This window comes from Acinetobacter sp. ANC 3903 (genome assembly GCF_002135315.1).
Lineage (GTDB): Bacteria > Pseudomonadota > Gammaproteobacteria > Pseudomonadales > Moraxellaceae > Acinetobacter.
In genome coordinates, this window is record NZ_NEGA01000004.1 from 136,426 (window position 1) to 161,666 (window position 25,241).

23 protein-coding genes are annotated in these 25,241 nt (G+C 42.8%); 13 read left to right on the plus strand and 10 right to left on the minus strand.

The annotated features are described in order from the left end of the window. Positions 1–30: 30 nt before the first annotated feature. Positions 31–1,065 (minus strand): hypothetical protein, encoded by a 1,035-nt coding sequence (locus B9T29_RS04185; RefSeq protein ID WP_086174711.1) that lies wholly within the window; start codon positions 1,063–1,065, stop codon positions 31–33. Positions 1,066–1,355: 290 nt separating this feature from the next. Here B9T29_RS04185 and B9T29_RS04190 point away from each other — a divergent pair, with 290 nt between their 5' ends. The 5 genes from B9T29_RS04190 (at position 1,356) to B9T29_RS04210 (ending at position 5,550) form a co-directional block, all read left to right on the plus strand. Then, complete coding sequence (locus tag B9T29_RS04190) at positions 1,356–2,033, plus strand: DUF421 domain-containing protein (protein WP_086174712.1); 678 nt, start codon at positions 1,356–1,358, stop codon at positions 2,031–2,033. A 338-nt stretch (positions 2,034–2,371) separates the two neighbouring features. Next, positions 2,372–3,313, plus strand: coding sequence for a transporter substrate-binding domain-containing protein (locus B9T29_RS04195; protein WP_086174713.1), 942 nt, complete (start codon positions 2,372–2,374; stop codon positions 3,311–3,313). Between the two features lie 70 nt (positions 3,314–3,383). Beyond that, positions 3,384–4,127 carry an amino acid ABC transporter permease gene (locus tag B9T29_RS04200; protein ID WP_086174714.1) on the plus strand — a complete coding sequence of 248 codons (744 nt, stop codon included), beginning with the start codon at positions 3,384–3,386 and terminating at the stop codon, positions 4,125–4,127. Beyond that, complete coding sequence (locus B9T29_RS04205; RefSeq protein ID WP_086174715.1) at positions 4,127–4,810, plus strand: ABC transporter permease subunit; 684 nt, start codon at positions 4,127–4,129, stop codon at positions 4,808–4,810. The genes B9T29_RS04200 and B9T29_RS04205 overlap by 1 nt, the downstream gene beginning before the upstream one ends. A 14-nt stretch (positions 4,811–4,824) precedes the next feature. Next, a complete protein-coding gene (locus tag B9T29_RS04210; protein ID WP_171263974.1) occupies positions 4,825–5,550 on the plus strand; it encodes an amino acid ABC transporter ATP-binding protein in 726 nt (241 codons plus the stop codon). 65 nt (positions 5,551–5,615) lie between these two features. On the opposite strand, the gene B9T29_RS04215 is transcribed toward B9T29_RS04210, so the two are convergent. Beyond that, entirely contained in the window at positions 5,616–6,350 is a 735-nt protein-coding gene (locus B9T29_RS04215) for a carbonic anhydrase (RefSeq protein ID WP_086174717.1), read from the minus strand. Positions 6,351–6,939: 589 nt separating this feature from the next. On the opposite strand from B9T29_RS04215, the gene B9T29_RS04220 reads away from it, so the two are divergent. Beyond that, the gene (locus B9T29_RS04220; RefSeq protein WP_086174718.1) at positions 6,940–8,127 is read left to right on the plus strand and encodes an ammonium transporter; all 1,188 of its coding nucleotides are present in this window, start codon (positions 6,940–6,942) and stop codon (positions 8,125–8,127) included. A gap of 124 nt (positions 8,128–8,251) precedes the next feature. On the opposite strand, the gene B9T29_RS04225 is transcribed toward B9T29_RS04220, so the two are convergent. Further along, the gene (locus B9T29_RS04225) at positions 8,252–8,938 is read right to left on the minus strand and encodes an HAD family hydrolase (RefSeq protein ID WP_086174719.1); all 687 of its coding nucleotides are present in this window, start codon (positions 8,936–8,938) and stop codon (positions 8,252–8,254) included. Positions 8,939–9,148: 210 nt separating this feature from the next. Between B9T29_RS04225 and B9T29_RS04230 the strand changes: the two genes are divergently transcribed. Further along, positions 9,149–9,838: a phosphatase PAP2 family protein gene (locus B9T29_RS04230; protein ID WP_086174720.1), complete on the plus strand. Its 690-nt coding sequence runs from the start codon at positions 9,149–9,151 to the stop codon at positions 9,836–9,838. A gap of 18 nt (positions 9,839–9,856) precedes the next feature. Here B9T29_RS04230 and B9T29_RS04235 read toward each other — a convergent pair whose 3' ends face one another. From B9T29_RS04235 to B9T29_RS04255, 5 genes are all read right to left on the minus strand, one after another. Continuing rightward, on the minus strand, positions 9,857–11,167 hold the full coding sequence (locus B9T29_RS04235) for a sensor histidine kinase (protein WP_086174721.1): 1,311 nt from the start codon (positions 11,165–11,167) through the stop codon (positions 9,857–9,859). A 12-nt stretch (positions 11,168–11,179) separates the two neighbouring features. Next, a complete protein-coding gene (locus tag B9T29_RS04240; RefSeq protein ID WP_086174722.1) occupies positions 11,180–11,857 on the minus strand; it encodes a response regulator transcription factor in 678 nt (225 codons plus the stop codon). Positions 11,858–11,866: 9 nt separating this feature from the next. Further along, on the minus strand, positions 11,867–13,534 hold the full coding sequence (locus B9T29_RS04245) for a phosphoethanolamine transferase (RefSeq protein ID WP_086174723.1): 1,668 nt from the start codon (positions 13,532–13,534) through the stop codon (positions 11,867–11,869). A 129-nt stretch (positions 13,535–13,663) separates the two neighbouring features. Beyond that, entirely contained in the window at positions 13,664–14,782 is a 1,119-nt protein-coding gene (locus B9T29_RS04250; RefSeq protein ID WP_086174724.1) for a porin, read from the minus strand. 112 nt (positions 14,783–14,894) lie between these two features. After that, the gene (locus tag B9T29_RS04255) at positions 14,895–16,163 is read right to left on the minus strand and encodes an MFS transporter (RefSeq protein WP_086174725.1); all 1,269 of its coding nucleotides are present in this window, start codon (positions 16,161–16,163) and stop codon (positions 14,895–14,897) included. 230 nt (positions 16,164–16,393) lie between these two features. Here B9T29_RS04255 and B9T29_RS04260 point away from each other — a divergent pair, with 230 nt between their 5' ends. The 5 genes from B9T29_RS04260 (at position 16,394) to putP (ending at position 21,113) form a co-directional block, all read left to right on the plus strand. Beyond that, on the plus strand, positions 16,394–17,020 hold the full coding sequence (locus B9T29_RS04260) for a 1-acyl-sn-glycerol-3-phosphate acyltransferase (protein ID WP_086174726.1): 627 nt from the start codon (positions 16,394–16,396) through the stop codon (positions 17,018–17,020). Between the two features lie 63 nt (positions 17,021–17,083). Beyond that, on the plus strand, positions 17,084–18,001 hold the full coding sequence (locus tag B9T29_RS04265) for a patatin-like phospholipase family protein (RefSeq protein WP_086174727.1): 918 nt from the start codon (positions 17,084–17,086) through the stop codon (positions 17,999–18,001). A 99-nt stretch (positions 18,002–18,100) separates the two neighbouring features. Next, positions 18,101–18,574, plus strand: coding sequence for an NfeD family protein (locus B9T29_RS04270; protein WP_086174728.1), 474 nt, complete (start codon positions 18,101–18,103; stop codon positions 18,572–18,574). 14 nt (positions 18,575–18,588) lie between these two features. Beyond that, on the plus strand, positions 18,589–19,443 hold the full coding sequence (locus B9T29_RS04275; protein WP_086174729.1) for an SPFH domain-containing protein: 855 nt from the start codon (positions 18,589–18,591) through the stop codon (positions 19,441–19,443). Positions 19,444–19,622: 179 nt separating this feature from the next. Further along, positions 19,623–21,113, plus strand: coding sequence for a sodium/proline symporter PutP (gene putP, locus B9T29_RS04280; RefSeq protein ID WP_086174730.1), 1,491 nt, complete (start codon positions 19,623–19,625; stop codon positions 21,111–21,113). Positions 21,114–21,180: 67 nt separating this feature from the next. Here putP and B9T29_RS04285 read toward each other — a convergent pair whose 3' ends face one another. After that, entirely contained in the window at positions 21,181–22,089 is a 909-nt protein-coding gene (locus B9T29_RS04285) for a polyprenyl synthetase family protein (protein ID WP_086174731.1), read from the minus strand. A gap of 220 nt (positions 22,090–22,309) precedes the next feature. Continuing rightward, complete coding sequence (prpF, locus tag B9T29_RS04290) at positions 22,310–23,500, minus strand: 2-methylaconitate cis-trans isomerase PrpF (protein ID WP_086174732.1); 1,191 nt, start codon at positions 23,498–23,500, stop codon at positions 22,310–22,312. A 327-nt stretch (positions 23,501–23,827) separates the two neighbouring features. Between prpF and B9T29_RS04295 the strand changes: the two genes are divergently transcribed. Further along, positions 23,828–25,183 carry an amino acid permease gene (locus B9T29_RS04295; protein WP_086174733.1) on the plus strand — a complete coding sequence of 452 codons (1,356 nt, stop codon included), beginning with the start codon at positions 23,828–23,830 and terminating at the stop codon, positions 25,181–25,183. The last annotated feature ends 58 nt before the right edge of the window (positions 25,184–25,241 follow it).

Consider the following 25,241-nt stretch of genomic DNA (forward strand, 5'->3'; position numbering starts at 1 on the left):
CACTACAGCTTTGCAAGGGGGTGAGGGAAACTAAAGAACTTGATGCTCCAACAACATCTCCAACCCACTCTCTTTCCCCATATACATCAATCTTTGCTTTTCTGCTTTTAACTGTTGCTTCACCGCAGACACATCCGCATCAATCTGCTTATATAAATCTGAAATATTGAGTTGCCCTTTTGACTTCTGCACCGCGATTTTGGCTTTATTCGACCAAACCAAAGAATCGATCAATTCCTGAATCTGCTTCTTCAATGCTTGGCTTTGCGCTTCCAAAGCCTGTTGGTAAAACTTCACTTGCTCTGCGCTTAAACCTTTATTTGAACCATTTTTACTTTGTTCTACTTCAAGCTGAAATTTCAGTAAAAAGAATAAATCTTCCTGTTCATAGGCTTCATTGGCACGTTGTAATAGCTCGGTCTTTTCGGCTTTTTTAGATTCATCAGGTTCACGGTCAGGGTGAATAATTGAAGCAATTTTTAAATACACAGTCTTAAGCGATTGATTCACGATCTTTTCAGCTTGTGCCTGTTTATCTTGCTGACGTTTTAATTTGGCTTGATCTTTTGCTTGCTGGTATTGTTCGCTATTCCAGTCTTCTTCAAAACTTTCATCTTCAGCATCTAGATTTTCAAATTCATCAAAAGATTCCGTCATTTTCTTTTTAGATTTCTTTTTCTGGGTGTATTCACTCGCCTGCTGATAGTAAGCATGCATTTTCTCAACTTCATCCAGTTGCTTTTGACTCAGCATATTCGAATCTTTTAACAATCGAGCTAATGCCTGAATTTTACTATCGACCTGTGCTGTATCAGACTTGCTTAAGTCATAACAACTTAGGCTATTCCAAAGCACCTGCATTTGCTCATACAGCGTTGTATACAACTCATGATAGGCAGGCATCAGTGCTTTTTGACTATAGGCACGAATTTCATCTTTGGCATTTTGCCACGCGGCAAGCAATAATTTTTGCTGTTCAATCTCATCAATTAAACGATTCAGCTTTTTCTCAGGCGTTGAACGTTCGATATTCGGCTGAATCGTGGTTTTTAAATCGAAAGACATAAGACAGAAGCAGGCAAAAGAGAAATTATAGCTTATTTATCTCGGTAACCCTCTTAGCTTGCTCAATGGCACTTCAGATCTATTGTTGGGAGAGCAACGCGTGAATGTAACATCAGTTTGCAGTTCACCTGCAAATCGCAGCAATTTTGAATAGGTATTTTTATTTTAACATTTTATTTTTCTTCAACTTAACTTGGAATCATCTCACATCTAAATTGCTACACAACTCTACAGTTTTACTGTGCTAAAACTTGCTAAATTCCTTAATAACAAAGAGAAAAGGAAACTAAATGGATTTATTGGATATTTTTATCTATGACACCAGCTGGCCTTTTGTCGGAGAAATTCTGATTCGCTGTGTCACCATGTATCTACTGATTATGCTGTTTTTACGCCTGACCGGAAAACGTGGTGTACGGCAGCTCTCGATCTTTGAAGTCGCCATTATTCTGGCTTTGGGTTCGATTGCCGGTGACCCGATGTTTACCGAAGATATTCCCCTGATTCAGGCCGTGATTGTCATGTTTGTCATTATTATCATGTACCGCCTGACCACTTGGCTGATGATGAAATATCAATGGTTTGAAGACTTAATTGAAGGTAAGGTGCTGTATATTGTAGAAGATGGTGAACTGGTACTGGATAAAATCAAAAAAGGTTCAATGTCACATGATGAATTTTTTGCCGAAATGCGCCAGCAAAATACCGAACACTTGGGGCAAATCAGAACCGCCTTACTGGAAACAGATGGAACCTTCAGTATCCTGTTTTTTCCCCACGACCAGGTGAGGTACGGTCTGCCCTTATTTCCCAAAGCTTGCCATATTGTCGATACAGTCGAGCCAGATATTCGTTATGCCTGTATTTATTGCGGGAATGTTCGTTTTCTATCCCGCCCGAAACAGCAATGTGACCGCTGTGGAGACCATGACTGGACCAAAGCAATGAATACCCGTCGGATTGGATAATCCTAAAATATGAATGAATTTTATAAAGAATACACAGAGAAAATAGCGTAAAGATTTCACTGGATCGAATCTGAATCCAGCATACTTACAGATCACTTCTGCTGAAATAAAACTGTATTTTAAAAACGATACCCCAGCAAAAAACATTTATTTCATAATCATTTATTGGTAACAAAACGGTAAAAAAATTTGCTTGAGCAATCCTTAAAAACTCGCTTAAGATGAAATCTGATCTATTTATGTACAGAAAAGAAAAACATCTTTTGCATAACAATATAAGCGGCTTTTATTCACCGCTAGGCACTTGATGATAATGAAATAAAAAAGGAGTTTTATACATGACCCATAAACGCAGTATCACCTCCCTACTTTGTGCAAGCGCACTCATGCTTGGTCTGAGTGCGTGTAGTGATAATAAAGCTCCATCTTCTGAAAAGCCTGCCGGCGGAGATGCCTCTGCTTCAGGTACGCTGGACAAGATTAAAAAATCTGGCACCATTGTTTTGGGCTATCGTGATTCTTCTATTCCATTCTCCTATATTGCCGACAATCCAAATCAGCCGGTGGGTTATGCACATGATTTACAGCTAAAAGTTGTAGATGCGGTGAAGAAAAAACTGAATATGCCGGATTTGAAAATTCGCTATAACCTGGTGACCAGCCAAAATCGTATTCCGCTGGTATCAAACGGTACGGTGGATCTGGAATGCGGCTCAACGACAAATAACAAGGAACGTCAGCAACAGGTCGATTTCTCGGTCGGTTTCTTTGAAGTCGGTTCTCGCCTGCTTACCGCTAAAGATTCCGGAGTGAAAGATTTTGCCGACCTGAAAGGTAAAAAACTGGTCACTACGGCGGGAACAACATCGGAACGTTATATCCGTCAGCATCAGCAGGAATTGGGTATCGGCGAAATCATTTCGGCCAAAGACCATGCCGAATCTTTCCTGATGCTGCAAAACGGTCACGCTGCGGCATTTATGATGGATGATATCTTGCTGGCCGGTGAAAAATCCAAGGCGGCTGATCCAAACAAATGGGAGATTGTCGGTACGGCACCGATTCACGAAATTTACGGCTGTATGCTGCGTAAGGGTGATACCGGCTTTAAACAGGTGGTGGATGATGCCATCAAGGCCACCTATAGCTCCGGTGAAATCAACAAGATGTATGAAAAATGGTTCCAGCAACCGATTCCACCAAAAAATATTAACCTGAACTTCCAGATGTCCGATCAGTTGAAGGCTTTAATCAGCAATCCACATGATCGCGACCAATAAACATTAGAACAACAACTTTATACATCAGGCAGGGAAAGGATTTTTTGCCTGATGCTACTCAGGAGTTACTATGAATTATAGTTGGAACTGGGGAGTCTTATTTCAGCCCACCGGGGTGGGCGACACAACCTATTGGAACTGGATTGTGACCGGTCTGGGCTGGCTGCTGGTCATTGCCGTGGTGGCCTGGAGCATTGCCCTGATTTTGGGCAGCATACTGGGCATTATGCGTACCTTACCCAGTCCAACCGCGCGTGGCATCGGTACCGCTTATGTTACCCTGTTTCGTAATGTTCCCCTGCTGATTCAATTATTTATCTGGTTTTATGTGGTTCCCAACTTTTTACCCACACCGATTAAATTATGGTGGATGAATGATCTGGGTGCCAATACCACAGCACTGATTTCAGCCAGTGTCGGTTTGGGGCTATTTACCGCAGCACGTGTTTGCGAACAGGTGCGTACTGGCATCGAAGCTTTGCCGGTCGGTCAGGTCAATGCCGGTTATGCCATGGGCTTTAGCACTGCTCAGCTATACCGTTATGTTATTTTGCCGCAATCGTTCCGCATGATTTTGCCACCGCTCAGTTCCGAACTAACCAACTGTGTCAAAAATACCTCTATTGCTTCATTGGTGGGCGTGGCCGAAATTATTTCCCAGATGAAAACCATCAGTGAATACACCCAGAACACCATCGAAATTTATACCTATGTGACCATCATTTTTATTGTAATTAACTTTTGTTTAATTCAGGCCATGTACATGCTGGAAAAACGCTTACGTGTTCCCGGTCTGATTGCAGGAGATAAATAATGGAATGGCTCACTGCATTTTTAAATGACTTACAACTCTCGGCTCCTGCCCTATGGCATGGTATGAGCATTACCTTAAAAGTGGTCATCAGTGCGACCATCGGCGGGATTTTGATTGGTACCCTGCTGGCCTTGATGCGCTTATCGTCATTTAAAGTACTGAATTTATTTGCGCAAGGCTATGTCAATCTATTCCGTTCAATTCCATTGCTGCTGGTGCTGATGTGGTTCTATTTTGCGGTGCCGTTTATCTATACTGCGATCACGGGGAATTACCTGACCATTGATACGGCACTGGTGTCGAGTATCGTGGCCTTTATGCTGTTTGAAGCGGCTTACTTTTCGGAAATTGTCCGGGCCGGAATTCAGTCCATTCCCAAGGGGCAAACTGCGGCAGCTTATGCGCTGGGCATGAGCTATGGTCAGTCGATGCGCCTGATTATTTTGCCGCAGGCCTTCCGTAAAATGACCCCTTTGCTGTTACAGCAAACCATTATTCTGTTTCAGGATTCAACTATGGTTTATGCCATTGGTTTACTGGACTTTTTCAGAACGAACTACGTACGCGGCGACCTGATGTCGTTATTGACCCAATACATCCTATTTGCCGGTCTGGTGTACTTTAGCGTAAGTATGATCGCGACCTATGCCGTTAAAAAATTACAAAGGAAGTTAACTGTATGACTGATGGTAAAGTGATGATTGATCTGCAAAATGTCAGTAAATGGTACAAAGATTTTCAGGTACTCACCGACTGTACCACCCAGATTCACCAAGGAGAAGTGGTGGTGGTGTGTGGCCCTTCCGGTTCGGGCAAGTCTACCCTGATTAAAACCGTCAATGGCCTGGAACCGTTCCAGCAAGGCAATATTTTGGTCGATGGCATTTCAATTAAAGACCCGAAAACCAATCTAAACCAGTTGCGTAGCCGTGTCGGTATGGTATTCCAGCATTTTGAACTGTTTCCACATTTAAGCATCACGGAAAATCTGACCATCGCCCAGATTAAAGTGTTGGGTCGATCTGAAGCAGAAGCCAAGAAAAAAGGCTTGGCCTATCTGGATCGAGTGGGTTTGAGTGCGCAAGCTAACAAGTTTCCTGCGCAACTTTCAGGAGGGCAGCAACAACGTGTGGCTATTGCCCGCGCCTTGAGCATGGACCCGATTGCAATGCTATTTGATGAACCCACTTCGGCGCTAGATCCGGAAATGATCAATGAAGTGCTGGATGTAATGGTCGAACTGGCCAAAGAAGGCATGACCATGATGTGTGTGACCCATGAAATGGGCTTTGCCCGTCAGGTGGCCAACCGGGTCATTTTTATGGACCAAGGTAAAATTGTTGAAGACTGTACCAAAGATGAGTTTTTTAATAGCCAGCGTGGTGAACGTGCACAGCAGTTCCTGAATAAGATTCAGCACTAATCCTGCAAGATTTAATTATGAAAGATTAATAAAAAGCAGATCGGATGATCTGCTTTTTTATTGGGTTATTCTAAAACCAAACGTGCATTGGTGGCCTGTACAGGTCGATTATTCGGATGTTCCATTAAACTGGAAAAGGCGTGTATCTGCTGTTTCGAGGCTTGTTGAATGTCTTTCAGTACAATCCAGCGCACCCCTTCAGAACAAGGTGGTGTGGTGAGTGAACCATTAAAACGGTAATAGTCTAAATGCTCAGGTAAAAAGGCTGTGGCAATATCCTGATGCTTTAACTGAACAGTACCACCGGCTTTTTTCGGCAATTCTTGCCATAATTTTTTCAGTTTTTTGTTTTCCTGTCCCTGTTCAAACATCACCGCGACTACTGCCAATTCCCCTTGTGCATTGGCATGCACCAGATGCATTTCCATGGCATAGCTTTTCCCATGAATGGTATTTTCACTTGGGCTATGTAAATGGAACTGTTTTAACTGAAAGCTTTGTTGATCCAGCGCTAGCGAACTTCCTTCATGAAAATTAACCTGTACCGTACGGTTATTATTGATGATGGTTTCAGCTTTAGAACTGTAATTGAATTTTAAGGCTGGCAGTTCAGCAGCTATGGTTTGATCAATATTAATCGGTGATTGATTCAAGCCCTCACAGGCCCGATATTCTGGTTTGATCTTGCTCCACTGTGCAGCTGTCTGTGCTTCATATCCCCAATCAAAAACTGTACCTTCGGCTGCGAAGGTAGAATGAATTCCGAACAGTGCCAGGCAAGCAACCATACTCCGTTTCATAGGTTAATCCTTAAAATACAATATAAAATGAGCACTTATCTTGTCGGCTTGCTATTTTGAGATCAAAACCAAAACTACCAATTGTTTAGGCTATTTGTATCTAGAATTGAGCAATTATTCATCAAAAATGGATGTTCAATATTTCTGTCTTTTATCTTCATTCCATATTCTTTATCCCAGCTCAAATCTGAATTAGATTTTTTTATGCACTATAATTGATTATAAAATCATCTAAATTTGCTTTATCAGCATGCATTTTTACTGAATATTGTTTAAATTATTTTTTAACATCTTCGCTTAAGAATATTGCCACTATTCAGTGCCATAAAAATTCAACAAAATTAACTTCTTTTAAAACTGTAAATTCCCCACAATTATCATATATTTATATATAATTTATATTAAAAATTATTGCACTATTATAGTGCGAAAAATACACTTCCAATAACTCTTTGCTTTATATCGAGTCTTATGATTTTTTGAGCTGGTTTAATCAAAATTTCCCAATTTCGACCATCTTCACGAAAACAATCACATGGTTATACTGAACATCTTTTTGTGATTTTAAGCACTAAAATGGAGCCATAAAATGCAAAATATTGATTTACTCTTTCTCCTTCTTGGTGCGATTTTAGTTCTGGCTATGCATGCAGGTTTTGCGTTCTTGGAACTGGGGACAGTCCGCCACAAAAACCAGGTCAATGCACTCAGTAAAATCCTGACAGATTTTTCCATTTCTGCTATCGCCTATTTTTTTGTGGGCTACTACATTGCTTATGGACAACATTTTTTCCATATTGGGGCAACACTAGCCGCAGATCATGGCTATAACCTGATGCGCTGTTTCTTTCTGCTTACTTTTGCCGCGGCCATCCCGGCGATTATTTCTGGCGGTATTGCGGAACGCGCCAAAATGCGTTCACAAGCGATTGCCACCTTATTGCTGGTTGCCTTGGTTTACCCGTTTTTTGAAGGAATCGCCTGGAATGGCAATTTAGGATTACAAGCATGGTTAGGCAAAACATTTGGTGCCAGTTTCCATGACTTTGCCGGTTCTGTGGTTGTGCATGCCATGGGCGGCTGGATTGCTCTGGTCGCAGTGATTTTACTTGGCGCACGTTACGGTCGTTATAAAAAAGATGGTCGTGTGAGTGCACATCCGCCTTCTTCCATTCCTTTTCTTGCCCTCGGCTCCTGGATTTTAATTGTCGGCTGGTTTGGTTTTAACGTGATGAGTGCACAACGTCTGGATGTAATTTCCGGCCTAGTCGCCATTAACTCACTCATGGCCATGGTTGGCGGTACCATTTCAGCCAATATCATGGGTAAAAATGACCCGGGCTTCTTGCACAATGGTCCTTTAGCTGGTCTGGTGGCAATCTGTGCAGGTTCGGATGTGGTTCACCCAGTCGGCGCCCTGATTATTGGTGTCATTGCCGGTATCATTTTTGTCAAACTTTTCACTTATACCCAAAACAAACTTAAAGTGGATGATGTACTCGGTGTATGGCCTTTACACGGCGTGTGTGGCACTTTCGGTGGCTTGGCTGTGGGGATTTTTGGACAACAATGGTTAGGCGGTTTGGGGGGGGTTTCCATGATTTCCCAAATCATCGGTACCTTGCTTGCAATCTCTATTGCACTTGCTGGCGGCTTTATAGTTTACGGTTCACTCAAAGCCATCATGGGTATTCGTTTATCACAAGAAGAAGAATTCCGTGGTGCCGATTTATCGATTCATAAAATTTCAGCCAATTCAGAAGAAACCATTTTTTAATACTTGACTGTTTAAACTGAATCTTGATTTTCAGCGCGACTCGAAAGGGTCGCTTTTTTTATTTTTTAAACTTCATTCCCCATGCAATAGCGAGATAAAATCTACATCGGCATCAAATTTAACATCATAAAAATTGCTTAATTTCGGCCAGACTTTGAATGCGTGCGATCTCCTGAGATACCTCCGAATCATGAAAACCTTGTAGCCATAAGGCATTCATTCCGGCACGGGTTGCGCCCTGTATATCGTTAACAGGATGATCACCAATAAACAGGCAATGCTCTGGCGCAATGTCTAACTTTTGACTGGTATACAGAAAAATTTCCGGATTCGGTTTACTGATACCAACCAGTTCCGAACTGACAATCTCATCAAAAAAATGGCTAAATCCCAAACCCTGTAAAATGGTTAAACGCGTAGCATGACCACCGTTAGAAACAACTGCCAGTTTATAACCTTGCTGTTTTAATTCATTCAGCAGTTGGTTGGCCCCTTGCATGGCCACTGCCGATAACCCAAATTGCTGAAACCAGAATTGGGTCAGTTCATCCAGCTCGGGTAAGCTGTGCCATTTTAATTCTTGCAATAAGGCATTAGCCACAGAAGCGGCAATACTGGGATGGGTCAAAAATTCTTTTTTTGGATATCCTCCGTTATCGATGCGGCGGATAATCGCTTGAATTTTCGTGGTTTGCTCAGGCTGTAATTGATGCTGATACCTTTGTGCCAGATATTGACTATAAGCCAGAATACTTTGATCACGATGCGTTAAAGTATTATCCAGATCGAATAAAACAGCACGAATAGTCATTTGAATACCTATACAAATCTTGCCGCTAATCTAGCACTGAAGCTTGATTCCATTATGCTCTTTCTTCGATATACTTATCAGTATTGCATGAAAAATGGGGCATCGTTTCTTGCTCTACTTAAAAAAATTAACTTATCTTCAAGCATGACTTAAGTCTCAGTTAAGTTTTTATTGCTGTAATCTGAGCACTTTACTTGATTCATCTTTACTATGCACGATAAGCAACGCTTCATGCTCTATCAGGGCTGCTTCCTCATTATCAGTTTCTGTGTACTTTTGGTGGGCTTCCCTATCGGTGGCTCTCTGGATCTGGCACTGATTCATCCCTGGGTGAGTGAGTCGGGAAAATTTTTGCTCCGTGACAACTGGTATTTAGCAGAACTGAATCACCGCTATGTTAAAGATTTGATCATTTTAGTCTATGTCATTTTCTGTATGCTCTGGCTCGCCTCATTCAAGCTTGAAAAACTCAAACCATTAGGCTGGAGCTATGGCTATTTCTTTTGGCTGGTGATCCTGTCGACCTCAATTATCGGGCTATTAAAATCACAATCAGCTCACGCCTGCCCATGGAATATTACCATTCCCACCCCTCAGGGTTTCTTATGGGATTTTTCTGCCACCAAGGGTCACTGTTTCCCGGGAGGGCATGCTGCTACTGGCTTTGCACTAATGACCGGATATTTTGTTTTTAGACAGTCCGATAAAAAACGTGCCTACTTTTATTTGGTTGCTGGCCTGATTTTAGGTTTTGCCATGGGCTGGGCACAAATGATGCGCGGTGCACATTTTCTTAGCCATAACCTGTGGACTGCCTGGGTGATCTGGCTGGTGAATGTCGGCTTTTATCTGTTCAATTATAAAAAATTCAAACCGGCTTCCTTAAAACCTCAATCTTAAACATAAGGCGAAACCCTGTTACAGGGGTAATTGCACATTCACCTGTAAACCGCCCAGACTGGCACTCTTGGAAAAAGACAGGCTGCCACCTAAACGCTCAGTGGCTTTGTCTACAATAGACAAGCCCAGACCACTGCCTATTTCCAGATGATGGTGAATCCGGTAAAAGCGCTTAAGTATGTTTTCATACATCTCTGGCGCAATGCCTGGTCCACTGTCCTCAACTTGAATCATGGCACAACCAGCTTGTTTAAACACCGATACATTGATCACCCCTTGATGAGGAGTGTATTTAATCGCGTTATCGATCAGGTTAAAAATGATGGAATGTACCGCCGATTGCTGACTGTGCAGCAGCAGATCTTCTTGTCGCTCCATCCCCAAATCAATTTCTTTTTGCATGGCTAAATGTATGAGTTGTTCTACACAATTCACCGCAACCTGATTGAGCAAAAATTGCTGTTTGGTTTCAAGCTCCATGATAGAGGCATCCTGTTTGGCCAGATTGAGTAACTGGCTGACCAAATTCTGAATACGGATTAAGCCCTGACTTAAATTCTGTAAATCCTGATCTTCCGGAGACTGTTTTAACAAAATCTGGATCTGTAAATTCAAGGCAGTGATCGGTGTGCGCAGCTCATGTGCAGCATCGGCAATAAACTGGCGCTGTTCCTGTTGCGATTGTGAAATGCGGTCAAACAGATGATTCATTTCAACTATGGTCGGAACAATTTCTACCGGATAATTATTCATTTGAATGGCCGTTAATTCATCTGAATCACGGCGTGCCAATTCTGCCTTAAAGTCATCTAAGGGCTGCAAACTACGACTGATAATCCAGCTCAGCCCCAAAATCACCACAGACATAAACAGCAAATAAGGAAGGAACATGCCGGCTGCCAGTTCTAAAGCCAAGTGCTCTCTGGTCGATTGCTGCTGGCTAATCTGAATCTGTTTATCTTTTAAAGGCAAGACATACGTATGCCAAATATCCTGTGTGGTTTTATGGGTATAAAATCCGGCTTTTTTTACGGGCTGAACCAGCAGGTTTAAGGCATGGGTTTTATAATTCTGATCTGCATAAGACCAGACATCAATAAATAAATCTTCTTCCTGATAATGCTTGGACTGATCGATTTGGCTTTGAATCAGTTCAGGATCATGTAGCGCGACGCGTTCTGCCAGATTTTGCATCTGGGCATCCAGAATTTCATTTATTTCTTGCAGCGCAATCCGGTAAGCCGAGAACACCAGCAGACAGCCAAAAGCAATACTGAAAATTGAAATATAAATAATCAGACGTTTTTTTAATGAATACTGTGGTTGCACCAATGATTAACCTTATAATTGCCCCAGTCGATAGCCCAACCCGCGAATGGTTCGAATAAAATCTTTGCCGAGTTTGGCGCGTAAATGGTGTACATAAACCTCAATGGTATTGCTGTTTATCTCACTGTCCAGATCATATAACTTATCTTCTAAATTGGCTTTAGAAAAAATCTTGTTCGGATGGCTGACCAAAGGAATTAAAATGGCCCACTCACGATTGGACAGGTCTATATATTGCCCCTGAAACTTGGCAATATGCTGTTCAACATCCAGCACCAAACCACCATAAGCCAAGGTTCTTAAACTATCTTGCAGGCTGGATTCCGCACCACTACGACGTAACAACGCATGAATACGCGCCAACAGTTCATCAAACTCATAGGGCTTGATTAAATAATCATCTGCCCCATGATTTAATCCATCTACACGGTTTTGCAACTGATCACGGGCAGAGATAATCAGTACTGGTAAAGTCGGCCATTGCTGGCGAATATTTTTCAACACCTGCATACCATCCATCATCGGTAAGCCAAGGTCGAGTAAAACAATATCAAATTTTTCTTGTGTCAGCCTTTTTAAACCATCAATGCCATTATTGACCCATTCCGCATCCATTTGCTGATATTTCAACAAAGTCATGCTGGATTCAGCAATCATAAAATCATCTTCAATCATTAATATTTTAGTCATGCGTTCAACTCATAGTTTCTTTTTTGATTGACATTGCTGCAACATATTATATTGCTCATCCATGGTCTGGCTTTGAACATCGAGCAGGCCGAGCAGACTTGGAAATAAATGATCATGACTCAATTCTTGGCTTTTTTGCTTTGCCAAGCAAGCAATTTGCGCAGAATTTTGTTGGCTCCACTCAGGTGAAAACCACATCAGCATGGGAATATGAGTTTGCTGTGCAGGTGCAATCGCATAAGGTGAACCATGTAGATATAAGCCATGCTCTCCGGTTGACTCGCCATGATCGGATAAATACCAAAATCCGGTTTGATAACTGGTATTAGTTTTTAAGACTTGAATAAGCGAACTTAACACATGGTCGGTATATACAATCGAATTATCATAACTGTTCAATAATTCTGTGCTGCTACAGCCCTGAATGGCATTGCTATCACAGCTCGGTTTAAACGGCTGGAATGCAGCAGTGGAACGCTGATAATAAGCCGGTCCATGACTGCCCATTTGATGCAAGACAATTAAACGTGGCGTTTGGTCAGTTGCCGGAATTCCTGCAAGATAGGCTTTTAGGCTGTCCACCAGAATTTCGTCATAACAGTCTCCATCTTTGGCACACCATTTATCTTTTAACTGTTGTGGAATTTGATACTGTTCCACCCGGTTACATGTCCCTTTACAGCCGGAATTATTATCAATCCAGGTCACCTTGTAGCCAGCTCGTTTGGCAACATCCAGCAATCCTTCACGATGGCTGGCAAGCTGGTCATCATAATCTTTACGCGGCATGCCCGAGAACATACAAGGCACTGAAACTGCCGTTGCCGTACCACATGAGCTGACATTGCTAAAATTGATAATATCCAGTTTGGATAGTTCAGGGTTGGTATTTTTAGCATAGCCATTTAAAGAAAAACTTTCCGCACGTGCAGTTTCACCCACCACCAGTACCATCAATTTAGGTTTATGCTGGGTACTGACTGGTTGATCCAAATGCGCATCTTCGCCATAAGCAATTAAAGGCAAATTCTGTTTCGGTGCAGATTTATGATAATAAGAAAGTGTTGATGCGATGGTGTTTTGAGGAGAAATCATGCCTTTTAAATCACGATGCTCCCGAAAGATCGCAGCATAATCCACATAAAAGAGAAATAACAATCCGCCCACCAATAACAATGAAACAATGCCATTAATGAGTTTTTTTGTGGCTTTAGGCAAGAAAACTTCAGGCTTGATACGCACCAAAGCCACAAAAATAAGCGGGCAGATCACCAGGAACACAGTCCAAAGCACAAAGCGCAGAGACATTAAACCTCGGACTTCACGTGCATCGGTTTGCATCATATTCTGAACCTGTTCAGGTGAAATCACCACGCCCAAACTATTGACAAAATATGCCGTAAAACCACCGACCACTAAAAGAATTGAAGCAAATATTTTTGCGTTCCATTTCCACTGGATCAGCTGAAAAATAAAGTTATACGCCGCAACAATCACCAATACGGTTGCCATTAAAAACAAATAGGCTTTAGGACCTTGATAGGGCGTTAGACTTTGTATTTTTTGAAAAAATGCAAAATTTAAAATCGCGCCCAGCCAGATTGCCAGCAATAAATTAAACTGGCTTAATGAAATCGGCTTTATCTTATTACGTATTGGATTGATGATATTGGACATAAGTGTTGGCTAAACTTTTTACTGATGTGTTAATCTAAAATATCAAACTTAAAACTCACTTAATATAAAAAAATAATAAAAAAAGGCAATAAAAACACTGCCTTCTCTTAAATAATAGCATCTAACCCATTAGAATTTGTATTCTAAGCCTGTACCTAATACAGGTTGTTTAGTTTCCAAATCACCTTGTTCAAGCGTTAAATAACCGGCATAACCATACGCTTTTACTTGTTTGTTAAATGCATAGTCTGCACCCACAAAAATTTGCTGCGCATCAAAATCTGATTTTGCTAATTTAAAGCTGGTGGTATTTTGGCTATATTGCGCTTTTACAGTCCAAGCTTTCGCAGTCGGAAGGTTATATTCCGCACCCACTAACCAGCCTTGTGAGTCATCAATATCTGCTGCTAATAGATCATTGCCTGCTGCATCTTCAACTTCAGAAGTTTGATAAAGCGCTTTAAGTGCCAAACCACCATCCAGGTTTACACGACCAATGGCACGAAGTGTATTTGCAGCAGCAAAAGCAGTTCCGGCAGCCCCAGCAGTTACTTCAGGTGTAGCTGCATTTAAAAAACCGCGGCCAGCAAAAGTACTTGGAATTGCTTTGTCATAAGCAATACCTGCCACAACCACCGGACTGTCATATACTACAGATGCAGACCATGCATCACCTAAGCCACGACCGGCAGTTTTAGATGCGCCATTGCCTTTTGCAATGCCTGAAGCTTCACCAGAAGCCAATAAAGCATTTACTTTAATGGCACCTGTAGGCAATTTAATTGCCGGAGATTCATAAATGACCGCATTCGATATACGGGCTTCACCAGTAAAAATACCAGTCACATCGGCTTTGTTGGCTACATAGTTATTAAATGTATCCACTGGGCTTGAAAGCTGTTTCAATGGCGTGTCATGTGCACCCACTTTTAAAGTACCGAATTGCGCATCTTTTAAACCGACAAAACGGTTACGTGTAGTCCAGTCTGTGTTATCACCATCTGCACTTAGGCCCCACTCAATCGCATAGACTGCGCTTAAACGATCGTTAAGTTTTTCTTCACCTTTTAAACCTAGAAATGAGCTGTTTGAACTGACTTCAACAACGTCACGATCAGAAACAGGCGATGCATTATCTTCTGGTAAATAATCGATACTTGCATCAATTTCTCCATAAAGAGTTGGCGCTGCAAAAGTTGATCCCGCTAATACACTTAAAGCAATCGCTGCTGCTATTTTGGCTTTCATTTATTAAGATTCCTAAATTATCTTGTAACAAATGTTACAACTGTCTCTTATATTACAAAATGATTAATTTTATATTTATATATATTTTTTAGTACTTTAGCTTGTCAGACAATTAAACGGCGGAGGATGGCTTTTTTGTTACACAGTTGATCCAGCGCAAGATAAAAACAACAGACAGAATCGCAATGATATTAATGGCCAGCAAATAATCGGCATATCCCAGTGCATCGGCAAAAATTCCGCTTAAGCTATACAATCCGCCACTTACGGTTGCCATCAGCGAAACCTGAAAAGTGAAATCTGTGCCGGCCAAATGTTTACGGCTGTATTGCATCACCAAGGTGAGCATGACCACTAGTAACATCGCTGAAATCATGTCTTCAGCAGCATTAATCAGATAAATCACCCAGGTTTCAATATGCCGTTGAGCCTCATATTGAAAAGCCAGCCAGGTATAAGCCGCCAGACTCAAAATCTTGAATATGGAAAAGACCAGCAGTGCTTGAGCACGGGAAAGAAACTTGAGGCTAAAACCAGCCAGCCCGGCTCCCGCTAATGCCGCCACGGCACCGAGCATGGTCACATAGAGGCCAATTTGCGAAAAGCTCAAACCTAAATCGACCATTAAGGGTTTCAGTAAAGGTCCGGATAAGCCATCGGCAATCTTAAATGTGATCAGGACTGCCAGCCATGCAGCAAGATTCGGAGTCCGATAAAAATAAGCCAGATAATTTTTTACTTTCTGCCAGCTAAAGCTTTCTGCTTCAGTCAGGGACGGCGTATGTTTCAGTCTATGCGGTTCTTTAAAAAACAGAATGGGCAATGTATTGAGCAATACCAGTGCCGCCAAAATTAAAAAAGTGCTTTGCCAATCCAGCCAGTCCAGTGCCCACAGAATGGCTCCCCCACCGACAATAAAACCCAGCCGTGAGCCGATCACCTGAAAAGTGTTGCCCCAATGCTGCTGCTGACTATGTAGCATATTGACCGCCAGACCATCAGTAGCAATGTCCTGGGTTGCCCCAACCAGATTCATGCTGAGTAAAGCTACAAAAAAAGCCAGTAAATATTCAGGCTGGTTTAAAGCTTGGATGGGAAGAAAAGATAGACCCAGCAACACTGCGACACTGAGTAACTGGGTGGGTACAATCCAGCTACGGTAATGCCCAAATGCTGCATGACCGAAACGATCGACCCAAGCTGCCCAGAAAATTTTAATCGACCAGGGCAACATCAATAATCCAAAGCCGCCAATATGGGCCAGCGATACCCCCTGGGCACGTAAAATCACCGGCAAAGCATGGGTCATAAAGCCTACCGGCAAACCCTGAGCCCAATATAAAGAAAACAATAAAATATAGAGCTTAGGTGAAGTCGGCATACTGTTCCCTGAGTCTCATGCCTTTCAAATTATTCATTTAAAGTTATTCATTTAAAATCATGTGTGTAGAGTTATATCTTTAGAGTCGTATCGTGAAACTTCAAGCAGATTGATCATTGTGCTCAAGTCAGCTGGATCGTTGCGTACTTTTTGCCAATGCATCTTATTTTACAAAAGCTTAGCATATTTTTAAGCCTATAAAATTTTGTCAGGAAGTTCAATCAACGGCCATGATCAAACATTTTCCTACATTGCCTGCTCAAGTTCCTGCCCGTAGCGGAAATTTAAGCCTAAATATTTTCAAAAAGATATTTCTTGCCCAAGGCTGGAGTTTTGATGGCGAATTTCCCAACCTGCCTAAAGCGGTAGCGATTATTTCTCCGCATACGTCTAATATAGATGCCTGGCATGGCTTTACTGCCCTGCTTGGGCTAGGGATTAAAATTACCGTTTTTGGCAAACACACCTTATTTAACACACCGCTGAAACCCTTGCTGGAATGGATTGGCGTGATTCCGGTCAATCGCAGCATTCAACAAGGTACAACTCAGCAAATTATTGACTTCATTAATACGCAACAGCAGATCTGGGTCGGTATGGCACCGGAAGGAACACGCAAACAGGCCGAGTCGATTCGAAGCGGGTTTTATCGTATTGCAGTAGGTGCCCACATCCCTATTGTGATGTTTTCACTGGATTACAAAAACAAGGCCATTCACTGCCTGGGCGTGTTCTACCCGACTGGAAATTATGAGCAGGATCTGGAACAGATTCTGGATCAATATACCGGTAAATTTTCTCCAAAAAATCCGGGCTGGCTGGCCAAGCCTTTACAAAATCGTTTAAAAAACAACTAGCCAAAGTGAAATTTATTTGTTGTGATGTGTGCAACATTGGCGATTTGATGTTCAATTTCAACCATGAAACTTGCACACTATTCCTGTATTGGCTTACTTGGACTGAGCCTGATTGGCTGTGATAAAGCCACTCAAACCCCACCGCAAACTACAAGCATAAAAGCGCGTGAACCTGTGATTGCCATCGCTTTAGGCGGTGGCGGCGCCAAAGGCTTTGCCCATATCGGGGTGCTGAAAGTTTTAGAGTCACATGGCATTAAACCGAAAATTGTCACTGGCACCAGTGCCGGCAGTTTTGTCGGCAGTATTTACGCCAGTGGTAAAACACCGTATCAATTGCAGCAAATTGCCCTGACGCTGAAAGAATCGGACATCCGTGACCTAACCCTGAACAGTCAAGGCATTGTACAAGGTCAAAAATTGCAGAATTATGTGAACCAGCACATTGCCAATAAACCGATTGAACAGTTCCCGATTCGCTTTGCCGCTGTCGCGACCCGTCTGGACACCGGGCTTAAAGCGGAATTTATTAAAGGCAATGCCGGTCAGGCCGTGCGTGCCTCATGCAGTATCCCCAATGTATTTGTGCCAGCCACCATTGGCGGAAAACAATATGTGGATGGCGGTCTGGTCAGTCCGATTCCAGTAAAAACAGCCAAAGCTATGGGCGCAGATATCGTCATTGCCGTGGATATTTCTGCGCGCCCCGAAGGCTCTAAACCACTGAATATGTGGGGGCTGCTGGATCAGACCATTAATATTATGGGACAGCAAAGCATCAATGAAGAACTGGGTCAGGCCAATGTGGTGATTCAACCTAAAGTGGGGCATTTGGGAACTCTGGATTTAAAAGCCAGCAATCAGTCTATTCTGGAAGGTGAGAAAGCAGCCCAGCTCAAAATCGTTGCCATTGACAAGGCGATTAGCGATTTTAAAAAATCAGCCGCTGCATTCAAGCCTACTGCAAAATCCAGAATTTAAAAATTATGCTTTTTTAATATTCAAAGACTTATTCATCTGCTAAATTGATATAGAGACTAAAATGATCTCTATTCATTTTTACAATACACGAGTAGATGTATGGAATTTGCTTTCGAACCTTGGCATTGGTTTGTATTGGGTGTGTTGCTCATGCTTTCTGAATTAGTCATCCCCGCTTTCGCTGCACTGTGGTTTGGCATCGCAGCCATCATGGTGGGCGTTTTATACTGGATGTTCCCGATGATGGGGCTTACCACCCAACTGGTCACCTGGATTATCTTGTCCGTTCTGTGTACTTTGCTGTGGTTTAAATTTATTAAACCGCTTTCGATTGATAAAACCAAAGCAGGTTTATCGCGTGAAGCCACCATCGGTCAAGTCGGCATGGTCATTCAAATTCATATGCAACATGACTTGATTACCGTGCGTTTTCCGATGCCGGTTTTAGGTTCAGATGAATGGAACTGCCGTTCATTGTCACCAGTAAAAGTGGGTGATCGGGTACGCGTAATCGAAATTTCGGGTAATGATCTTGTGGTGAAACCCCACAATCCAAATAACGAAAATATATAAAGTGAGGAAATAACATGTCTGGTGGAACGATTATTGTTTTAGCGCTGCTGGTTTTTGCCGGCGTGACCATTTTTAAAGGGGTACGTATCGTCCCGCAGGGTTATAAATGGATCGTGCAACGTCTGGGTAAATACCATACTACTCTGGGACCGGGACTCAGTTTTGTCATTCCTTATATTGATGAAGTGGCTTATAAAGTCACCACCAAAGATATCGTGCTGGATATTCCCTCTCAGGAAGTGATTACCCGTGACAATGCGGTGCTGCTAATGAATGCCGTGGCCTATATCAATATCACCACGCCGGAAAAAGCGGTGTATGGTATTGAAAACTATACCTGGGCCATTCAAAACCTGGTACAAACTTCACTGCGTTCTATTGTCGGTGAAATGGATCTGGATGATGCTCTTTCTTCACGTGACCACATTAAGGCTAAACTGAAAGCTGCCATTTCCGATGATATTTCCGACTGGGGCATTACCTTAAAAACCGTTGAAATTCAGGATATCCAACCCTCATCGACTATGCAGGCAGCCATGGAAGCTCAGGCTGCTGCCGAGCGTCAGCGCCGTGCAACAGTGACCAAGGCAGATGGTGAAAAACAGGCCGCCATTTTAGAAGCAGATGGCCGCCTGGAAGCTTCACGCCGTGATGCCGAAGCACAAGTGGTGTTGGCTGAATCCTCACAACGTGCCATCGAAATGGTCACTTCGGCTGTCGGGGATAAAGAAATTCCTGTGGCCTATTTGCTGGGTGAACAATATGTCAAAGCCATGCAAGACATGTCTAAATCGCCGAATGCCAAAACTGTGGTATTACCTGCAGATATTCTCAGCACCATTCGTGGGGTGATGGGCCGAAATTCATAAGCACCTGTTCTTTATTAAAAAATAGACAGCACTGGCTGTCTATTTTTTGGGCGCTGGAAAAATATCAGCAATTTTTTTTAATCTATGGTTAAATTTCGCGTTATTTTTTGAAATTATTTGCGCTTCTCTCCTAAAAGCCTGTGTTTCGATCTACTGTCCACCTTGTAACTGGATACCGTATGAGCTCCCTGAATCCGACCCTGATTACCTTTCTTTTTTATATTGTCGCCATGATCGCGATTGGCCTGATGGCTTATCGCGCAACCGCCAATTTCTCTGATTACATTTTGGGGGGGCGTCGTTTAGGTAGTTTTGTCACAGCGCTCTCTGCCGGTGCTTCAGATATGAGTGGCTGGTTGCTGATGGGACTTCCCGGCGCAATTTATCTTTCAGGCTTATCTGAAATGTGGATTGCCATTGGCCTGATTATTGGCGCATGGCTCAACTGGCTGTTGGTTGCCGGACGTTTACGTGTACACACCGAAGTTCAGCACAATGCCTTAACCTTGCCGGATTATTTTTCTAACCGTTTTAATGACCAAAAGAAAATCTTGCGCGTTACCTCTGCTTTCATCATTTTGATTTTCTTTGCTATTTATTGTGCTTCAGGCATGGTTGCAGGCGCACGTCTGTTTGAAAACATGTTTGATATGTCTTATAGCACGGCACTTTGGATCAGTGCCATTGCCACCATCAGCTATGTATTTATTGGTGGTTTCCTGGCTGTGAGCTGGACCGACACCATTCAAGCATCATTGATGATTTTTGCTCTGTTGCTCACCCCTATTGTGACTATTTTGAGTTTCTCGGACCTGTCGCAAATGACCCTGGCACTTGAAGCTGCACGTCCGCAAGCCATGAATGTCATGGGGGATTTAAGCTTTGTTGCCATCATGTCGCTGCTTGCCTGGGGCTTGGGCTACTTTGGACAACCGCATATTCTGGTTCGTTTTATGGCGGCAGATTCAGTTAAATCGATTCCCAATGCGCGCCGTATTGGTATGGCATGGATGACTTTATGCTTGGGCGGCGCAGTTGCGGCAGGTTTCTTTGGTATTGCCTACTTCCAGCAACATCCAGAACTTGCGGGAGCAGTGACAGCCAATCCAGAAACCGTATTTATGGAATTGACCAAAATTCTGTTTAATCCATGGGTTGCCGGTATTGTTCTTGCAGCGATTTTAGCAGCGGTGATGAGTACCTTGAGCTGTCAGCTTTTAGTGTGTTCAAGCACCTTAACTGAAGATTTCTACAAATCATTCTTGCGTAAAAATGCCACCCAAACCGAACTGGTTTGGATTGGCCGTTTAATGGTTTTACTGATTGCCCTGCTTGCAATCTGGATGGCTGGAAATCCTGAATCTAAAGTGCTTGGCCTGGTGGCTTATGCCTGGGCAGGTTTTGGTGCTGCCTTTGGTCCATTGATCATTCTTTCCTTGTTCTGGCGCCGTATGACCTTGAATGGTGCTCTGGCTGGTATGCTGGTGGGTGCGATTATGGTCGTACTTTGGAAAAACCTGTTTGCCGATACTGGCGTGTATGAAATTATTCCGGGCTTCATTTGTTCAATGATCGCGATTGTAGTGGTCAGCTTAATGGGTAAAGCACCTACAGAGGAAGTCACTGCGCGTTTCGATGAAGGTCAGCGTTTGTATCAAGAGTCTAAATAATCTTTAAAGCATAAAAAAAGAGGACCCTATGTCCTCTTTTTTTAATTCATTGTTTAGATTTATTGATTTAGCTTTTACGTGACAACAAAAATTGTGAAATCTGATTGAGTTCAGCAGCATCTTCGCCAAAGAAAGCCAGGGCTTGAAAGGCCTGATCATGCAGTTCTTGGGCATAGGCCTGAGCTTTGTCCAGCCCCATGAGTGCAGGATAAGTCGATTTCTCTACTTGCTGATCTTTACCGGCTGTTTTTCCTAATACTTCAGTATCGGAAATAATATCCAGAATGTCATCCTGCACCTGAAAAGCCAGTCCAATGGATTGTGCATATTCACGCAATTTAGGAATCGCTTGATCGGTGCCCTCAAACACGGTAACAGCTGCCATCATCACCGCTGCAGAAATCAGGGCACCGGTTTTATTGCGATGAATATTTTCCAATACCTGCTGATCGACATGCTTGCCTTCAGCCTGTAAATCCAGCACCTGGCCACAGACCATTTTTGAACTGGCAGTCGCCAAAATTTGCATCTGTTTTAAAATAATCGAATGATTCACCGCAGGCCCCTGATCAAACAGGCGGCTGCCCAAAATTTCAAAGGCCATCGACTGCAAGATATCTCCCGCCAGTAATGCGGTATCTTCACCAAAAGCCACATGACAGGTGGGTTGGCCACGACGCAATAAATCATTATCCATACAGGGTAAATCATCATGCGCCAGTGAATAGCAGTGAATCATTTCGATGGCGACGGCTGCACGGCGAACGGCTGCAAAATTAGCATTCGGTTTTAAGGCTGCAGTGGCATAACACAGTGCCGGACGTACACGTTTACCCCCAAGCATAACAGCATGATGCACTGCACCTTTCAGCGGCTCCGGAATGGAAAATGCGTCTAATGCAGTCAATAAATCCTGCTGAATACGGTGTTGTGCTTGGGTTAATGCATTTGCTTGCACGTCAGTTAAAGATGACACATTCGCCTCGAATACTTTGCTTTGGTTAATAGATCGGGAAAATTAAGAATGCGCCCGATCTAATATACAATGCTCTTGTCACCATCGACAGAGAACTTGCGATTCCTCATCTGCATGAGAATTAGATAGTCATGATCGTTTAAGCTTTGGCTAAGCGAACTTACCAATCAATGACAAGCAGCATGATACTGCTTTCTCGCAAGATTCTCTATCTGCTTTGTTATTTCAGGCTATCTTCTGGAATTCGAACCCAGCCTTCCATCAGTACCCGTGCACTGCGGCTCATGACCGCTTTTTTGACTACCCATTGTCCATTTTCCTGAACTGCTTGCGCACCAACACGTAAAGTTCCTGAAGGATGGCCAAAACGTACCGCTTCACGCGCGCCACCGCCAGCTGCCAGATTCACCAAAGTTCCAGGAATTGCCGCAGCTGTACCAATGGCAACAGCAGCCGTGCCCATCATGGCATGGTGCAGTTTACCCATCGACAATGCCCGTACCAGTAAATCAATATCATCGGTTTGAATATCTTTACCGCTTGAAGATGTGTAGGCCTTAGGTTTCGATACAAAGGCAATTTTCGGGGTATGCTGGCGCTTTTCCGCTTCGGCAATGTCCTGAATCAAGCCCATCTGTTTGGCGCCATAAGCGCGGATGGTTTCAAAACGTGCCAGTGCCTGAGCATCGCCATTGATGGCATCCTGTAATTCAGTGCCCTCATAGCCAATCTCTTCAGCATTTAAAAAGATGGTTGGAATACCGGCATTAATGAAAGTGGCCTGGAAAGTGCCAATATTCGGAACGTCGAAAGTATCGACCACATTGCCTGTCGGGAACATTGCACCGCCCTCTTCACCATCATCTGCCGGGTCGAGAAATTCAATTTGAACTTCTGCTGCCAGAAAAGTGACCCCATCCAGTTCAAAGTCACCAGTTTCCTGCACTTGACCGTTGCTGACAGGTACATGGGCAATAATGGTTTTTTGAATATTGGCTTGCCAGATGCGTACCGTACATATGCCATTTTCAGGAATACGCTCTGCACTGACCAGACCATTAGAAATGGCAAAGGAACCGACCGCTGCAGTTAAGTTTCCGCAGTTTCCACTCCAGTCAACAAAGGGCTGATCAATGGCCACCTGACCAAATAAATAATCCACATCATGATCCGGCTGAGCGCTTTTCGCCAAAATTACGGTTTTACTGGTACTTGAACTTGCTCCACCCATACCATCAATTTGCTTGCCGTAGGGATCAGGGCTTCCAATCACTCGCAGCAATAACTGATCACGCACTTTTCCAGCCTGCTGTGCAGCTTGTGGCAAGTCATCCAGTTTAAAAAACACACCTTTACTGGTACCGCCACGCATATAGGTTGCTGGAATCTTGATTTGTGGAGCAAAACTCATTTCTCTTTTATCCTTTCATTTATCATTGTTGTACATCGCCATCAGCAAAATGCTAAAAAGCATCATAGCGATTTTTTTATAAAATATATGCTTCTCTGGACTTAAGTATAAAAAACAAACTTTAAACTTTTTTTTATAACTCCAATTACTTTATTTTATGTAATTAAAAATAAAATTAATTGCTTGATTCAAAATCAAAATATATAGAATATTTTTTTTGTGATTATTTTTTAACAACCTCCCTCCTAGCCCTGTACTAGGCTAATACATTTCAATCTATTACAATCTATTACAATCCTTTCCTTACACATTGTCGGGCTGAATACTTTGAATAAAGAGTCTTCTCAACTTCAGCGTGGCTTAAAGAACCGTCATATCCAACTGATCGCCATGGGCGGTGCAATTGGGACGGGCTTATTCTTAGGGTCCGCACAGGTCATCCAATCTGCTGGTCCTTCCATCATTTTGGGTTATGCCATTGGCGGTTTAATCGCCTTTTTAATCATGCGCCAACTGGGTGAAATGATTGTACATGAGCCTGTAGCAGGATCATTCAGTCATTTTGCCAATAGATATTGGGGTAAATTCCCGGGCTTCCTGGCGGGCTGGAATTACTGGATTTTGTACATTCTGGTTGCCATGACTGAACTGACTGCCGTGGCTAAATACATCAACTATTGGTGGCCACATATTCCGGCATGGGCTTCGGTACTGTTCTTCTTCATCGTGATTACCCTGGTCAATCTCGGCAATGTGAAATTTTATGGCGAATCTGAATTCTGGCTTTCGATTATTAAAGTGACCGCTGTTATTTCCATGATTGTTTTTGGTTTGTATTTATTACTGACCGCAGATGCAGGATCAACATCTTCATTTAGCAATCTTTGGACACATGGCGGTTTCTTTCCGAATGGCTTTGAAGGCCTATTTTACATGCTGGCCTTCCTCATGTTTGCCTTTGGTGGGATTGAACTGATTGGTATGGCAGCTGCAGAAGCCAAAGACCCGGAAAAAACCATTCCTAAAGCCATTAACCAGGTGGTGTTCCGTATTCTGATTTTCTATATCGGTTCACTCACGATTCTTTTATCTTTAGTGCCTTGGAACCAGCTTGAACTTGGCGGGCTGGATAAAAGTCCATTTGTGATGATTTTCAGTCAACTCGGGATTGGCTGGGCAGCGCATTTACTTAACTTCATTATCTTGACTGCTGCACTGTCTGTTTATAACAGCGGTATGTATGCCAATAGCCGTATGTTGTATGGTTTGGCACAACAAGGCAATGCACCGAAAGTATTCCTTGGTGTGAATAAACAAGGTGTACCTATTGCTGCTGTTTTATTCTCTGCACTGTTAATTTTCGGTTGTGTACTACTTAACTACTTTGTTCCAGAAGATGCTTTAGGCCACTTGATGTATGTAGTGGTAGGTGCATTAGTACTCAACTGGGCCATGATTAGTCTGACTCACTTGAAGTTTAGAAAAGCAGTTAAACAAGCCTCAATTCAAACCAAGTTCCCTGCACTTTGGGCACCCATCAGTAATTATTTAGTCCTGATCTTTATTGCAACCGTGCTTTATATTATGTGGACCCAAGGTTTTAAAGAATCCGTACTGATGATTCCAATTTGGGTGGTGGTGATGTTTGGCTTATTCAAAATATTGAATAAGAGTAAATCTTAAGCAAATACGCTCAAGTAGAATCTTTAAAAAGTTATTGTTTCGACAATAACTTTTTTTT

Excerpts from the sequence above, each read along its gene's own strand:
- B9T29_RS04185 (WP_086174711.1), bottom strand. The coding sequence starts at position 1,065 with ATGTCTTTCGATTTAAAAACCACGATTCAGCCGAATATCGAACGTTCA.
- B9T29_RS04190 (WP_086174712.1), top strand. The coding sequence starts at position 1,356 with ATGGATTTATTGGATATTTTTATCTATGACACCAGCTGGCCTTTTGTC.
- B9T29_RS04195 (WP_086174713.1), top strand. The coding sequence starts at position 2,372 with ATGACCCATAAACGCAGTATCACCTCCCTACTTTGTGCAAGCGCACTC.
- B9T29_RS04200 (WP_086174714.1), top strand. The coding sequence starts at position 3,384 with ATGAATTATAGTTGGAACTGGGGAGTCTTATTTCAGCCCACCGGGGTG.
- B9T29_RS04205 (WP_086174715.1), top strand. The coding sequence starts at position 4,127 with ATGGAATGGCTCACTGCATTTTTAAATGACTTACAACTCTCGGCTCCT.
- B9T29_RS04210 (WP_171263974.1), top strand. The coding sequence starts at position 4,825 with ATGATTGATCTGCAAAATGTCAGTAAATGGTACAAAGATTTTCAGGTA.
- B9T29_RS04215 (WP_086174717.1), bottom strand. The coding sequence starts at position 6,350 with ATGAAACGGAGTATGGTTGCTTGCCTGGCACTGTTCGGAATTCATTCT.
- B9T29_RS04220 (WP_086174718.1), top strand. The coding sequence starts at position 6,940 with ATGCAAAATATTGATTTACTCTTTCTCCTTCTTGGTGCGATTTTAGTT.
- B9T29_RS04225 (WP_086174719.1), bottom strand. The coding sequence starts at position 8,938 with ATGACTATTCGTGCTGTTTTATTCGATCTGGATAATACTTTAACGCAT.
- B9T29_RS04230 (WP_086174720.1), top strand. The coding sequence starts at position 9,149 with ATGCACGATAAGCAACGCTTCATGCTCTATCAGGGCTGCTTCCTCATT.
- B9T29_RS04240 (WP_086174722.1), bottom strand. The coding sequence starts at position 11,857 with ATGACTAAAATATTAATGATTGAAGATGATTTTATGATTGCTGAATCC.
- B9T29_RS04245 (WP_086174723.1), bottom strand. The coding sequence starts at position 13,534 with ATGTCCAATATCATCAATCCAATACGTAATAAGATAAAGCCGATTTCA.
- B9T29_RS04250 (WP_086174724.1), bottom strand. The coding sequence starts at position 14,782 with ATGAAAGCCAAAATAGCAGCAGCGATTGCTTTAAGTGTATTAGCGGGA.
- B9T29_RS04255 (WP_086174725.1), bottom strand. The coding sequence starts at position 16,163 with ATGCCGACTTCACCTAAGCTCTATATTTTATTGTTTTCTTTATATTGG.
- B9T29_RS04260 (WP_086174726.1), top strand. The coding sequence starts at position 16,394 with ATGATCAAACATTTTCCTACATTGCCTGCTCAAGTTCCTGCCCGTAGC.
- B9T29_RS04265 (WP_086174727.1), top strand. The coding sequence starts at position 17,084 with ATGAAACTTGCACACTATTCCTGTATTGGCTTACTTGGACTGAGCCTG.
- B9T29_RS04270 (WP_086174728.1), top strand. The coding sequence starts at position 18,101 with ATGGAATTTGCTTTCGAACCTTGGCATTGGTTTGTATTGGGTGTGTTG.
- B9T29_RS04275 (WP_086174729.1), top strand. The coding sequence starts at position 18,589 with ATGTCTGGTGGAACGATTATTGTTTTAGCGCTGCTGGTTTTTGCCGGC.
- putP (WP_086174730.1), top strand. The coding sequence starts at position 19,623 with ATGAGCTCCCTGAATCCGACCCTGATTACCTTTCTTTTTTATATTGTC.
- prpF (WP_086174732.1), bottom strand. The coding sequence starts at position 23,500 with ATGAGTTTTGCTCCACAAATCAAGATTCCAGCAACCTATATGCGTGGC.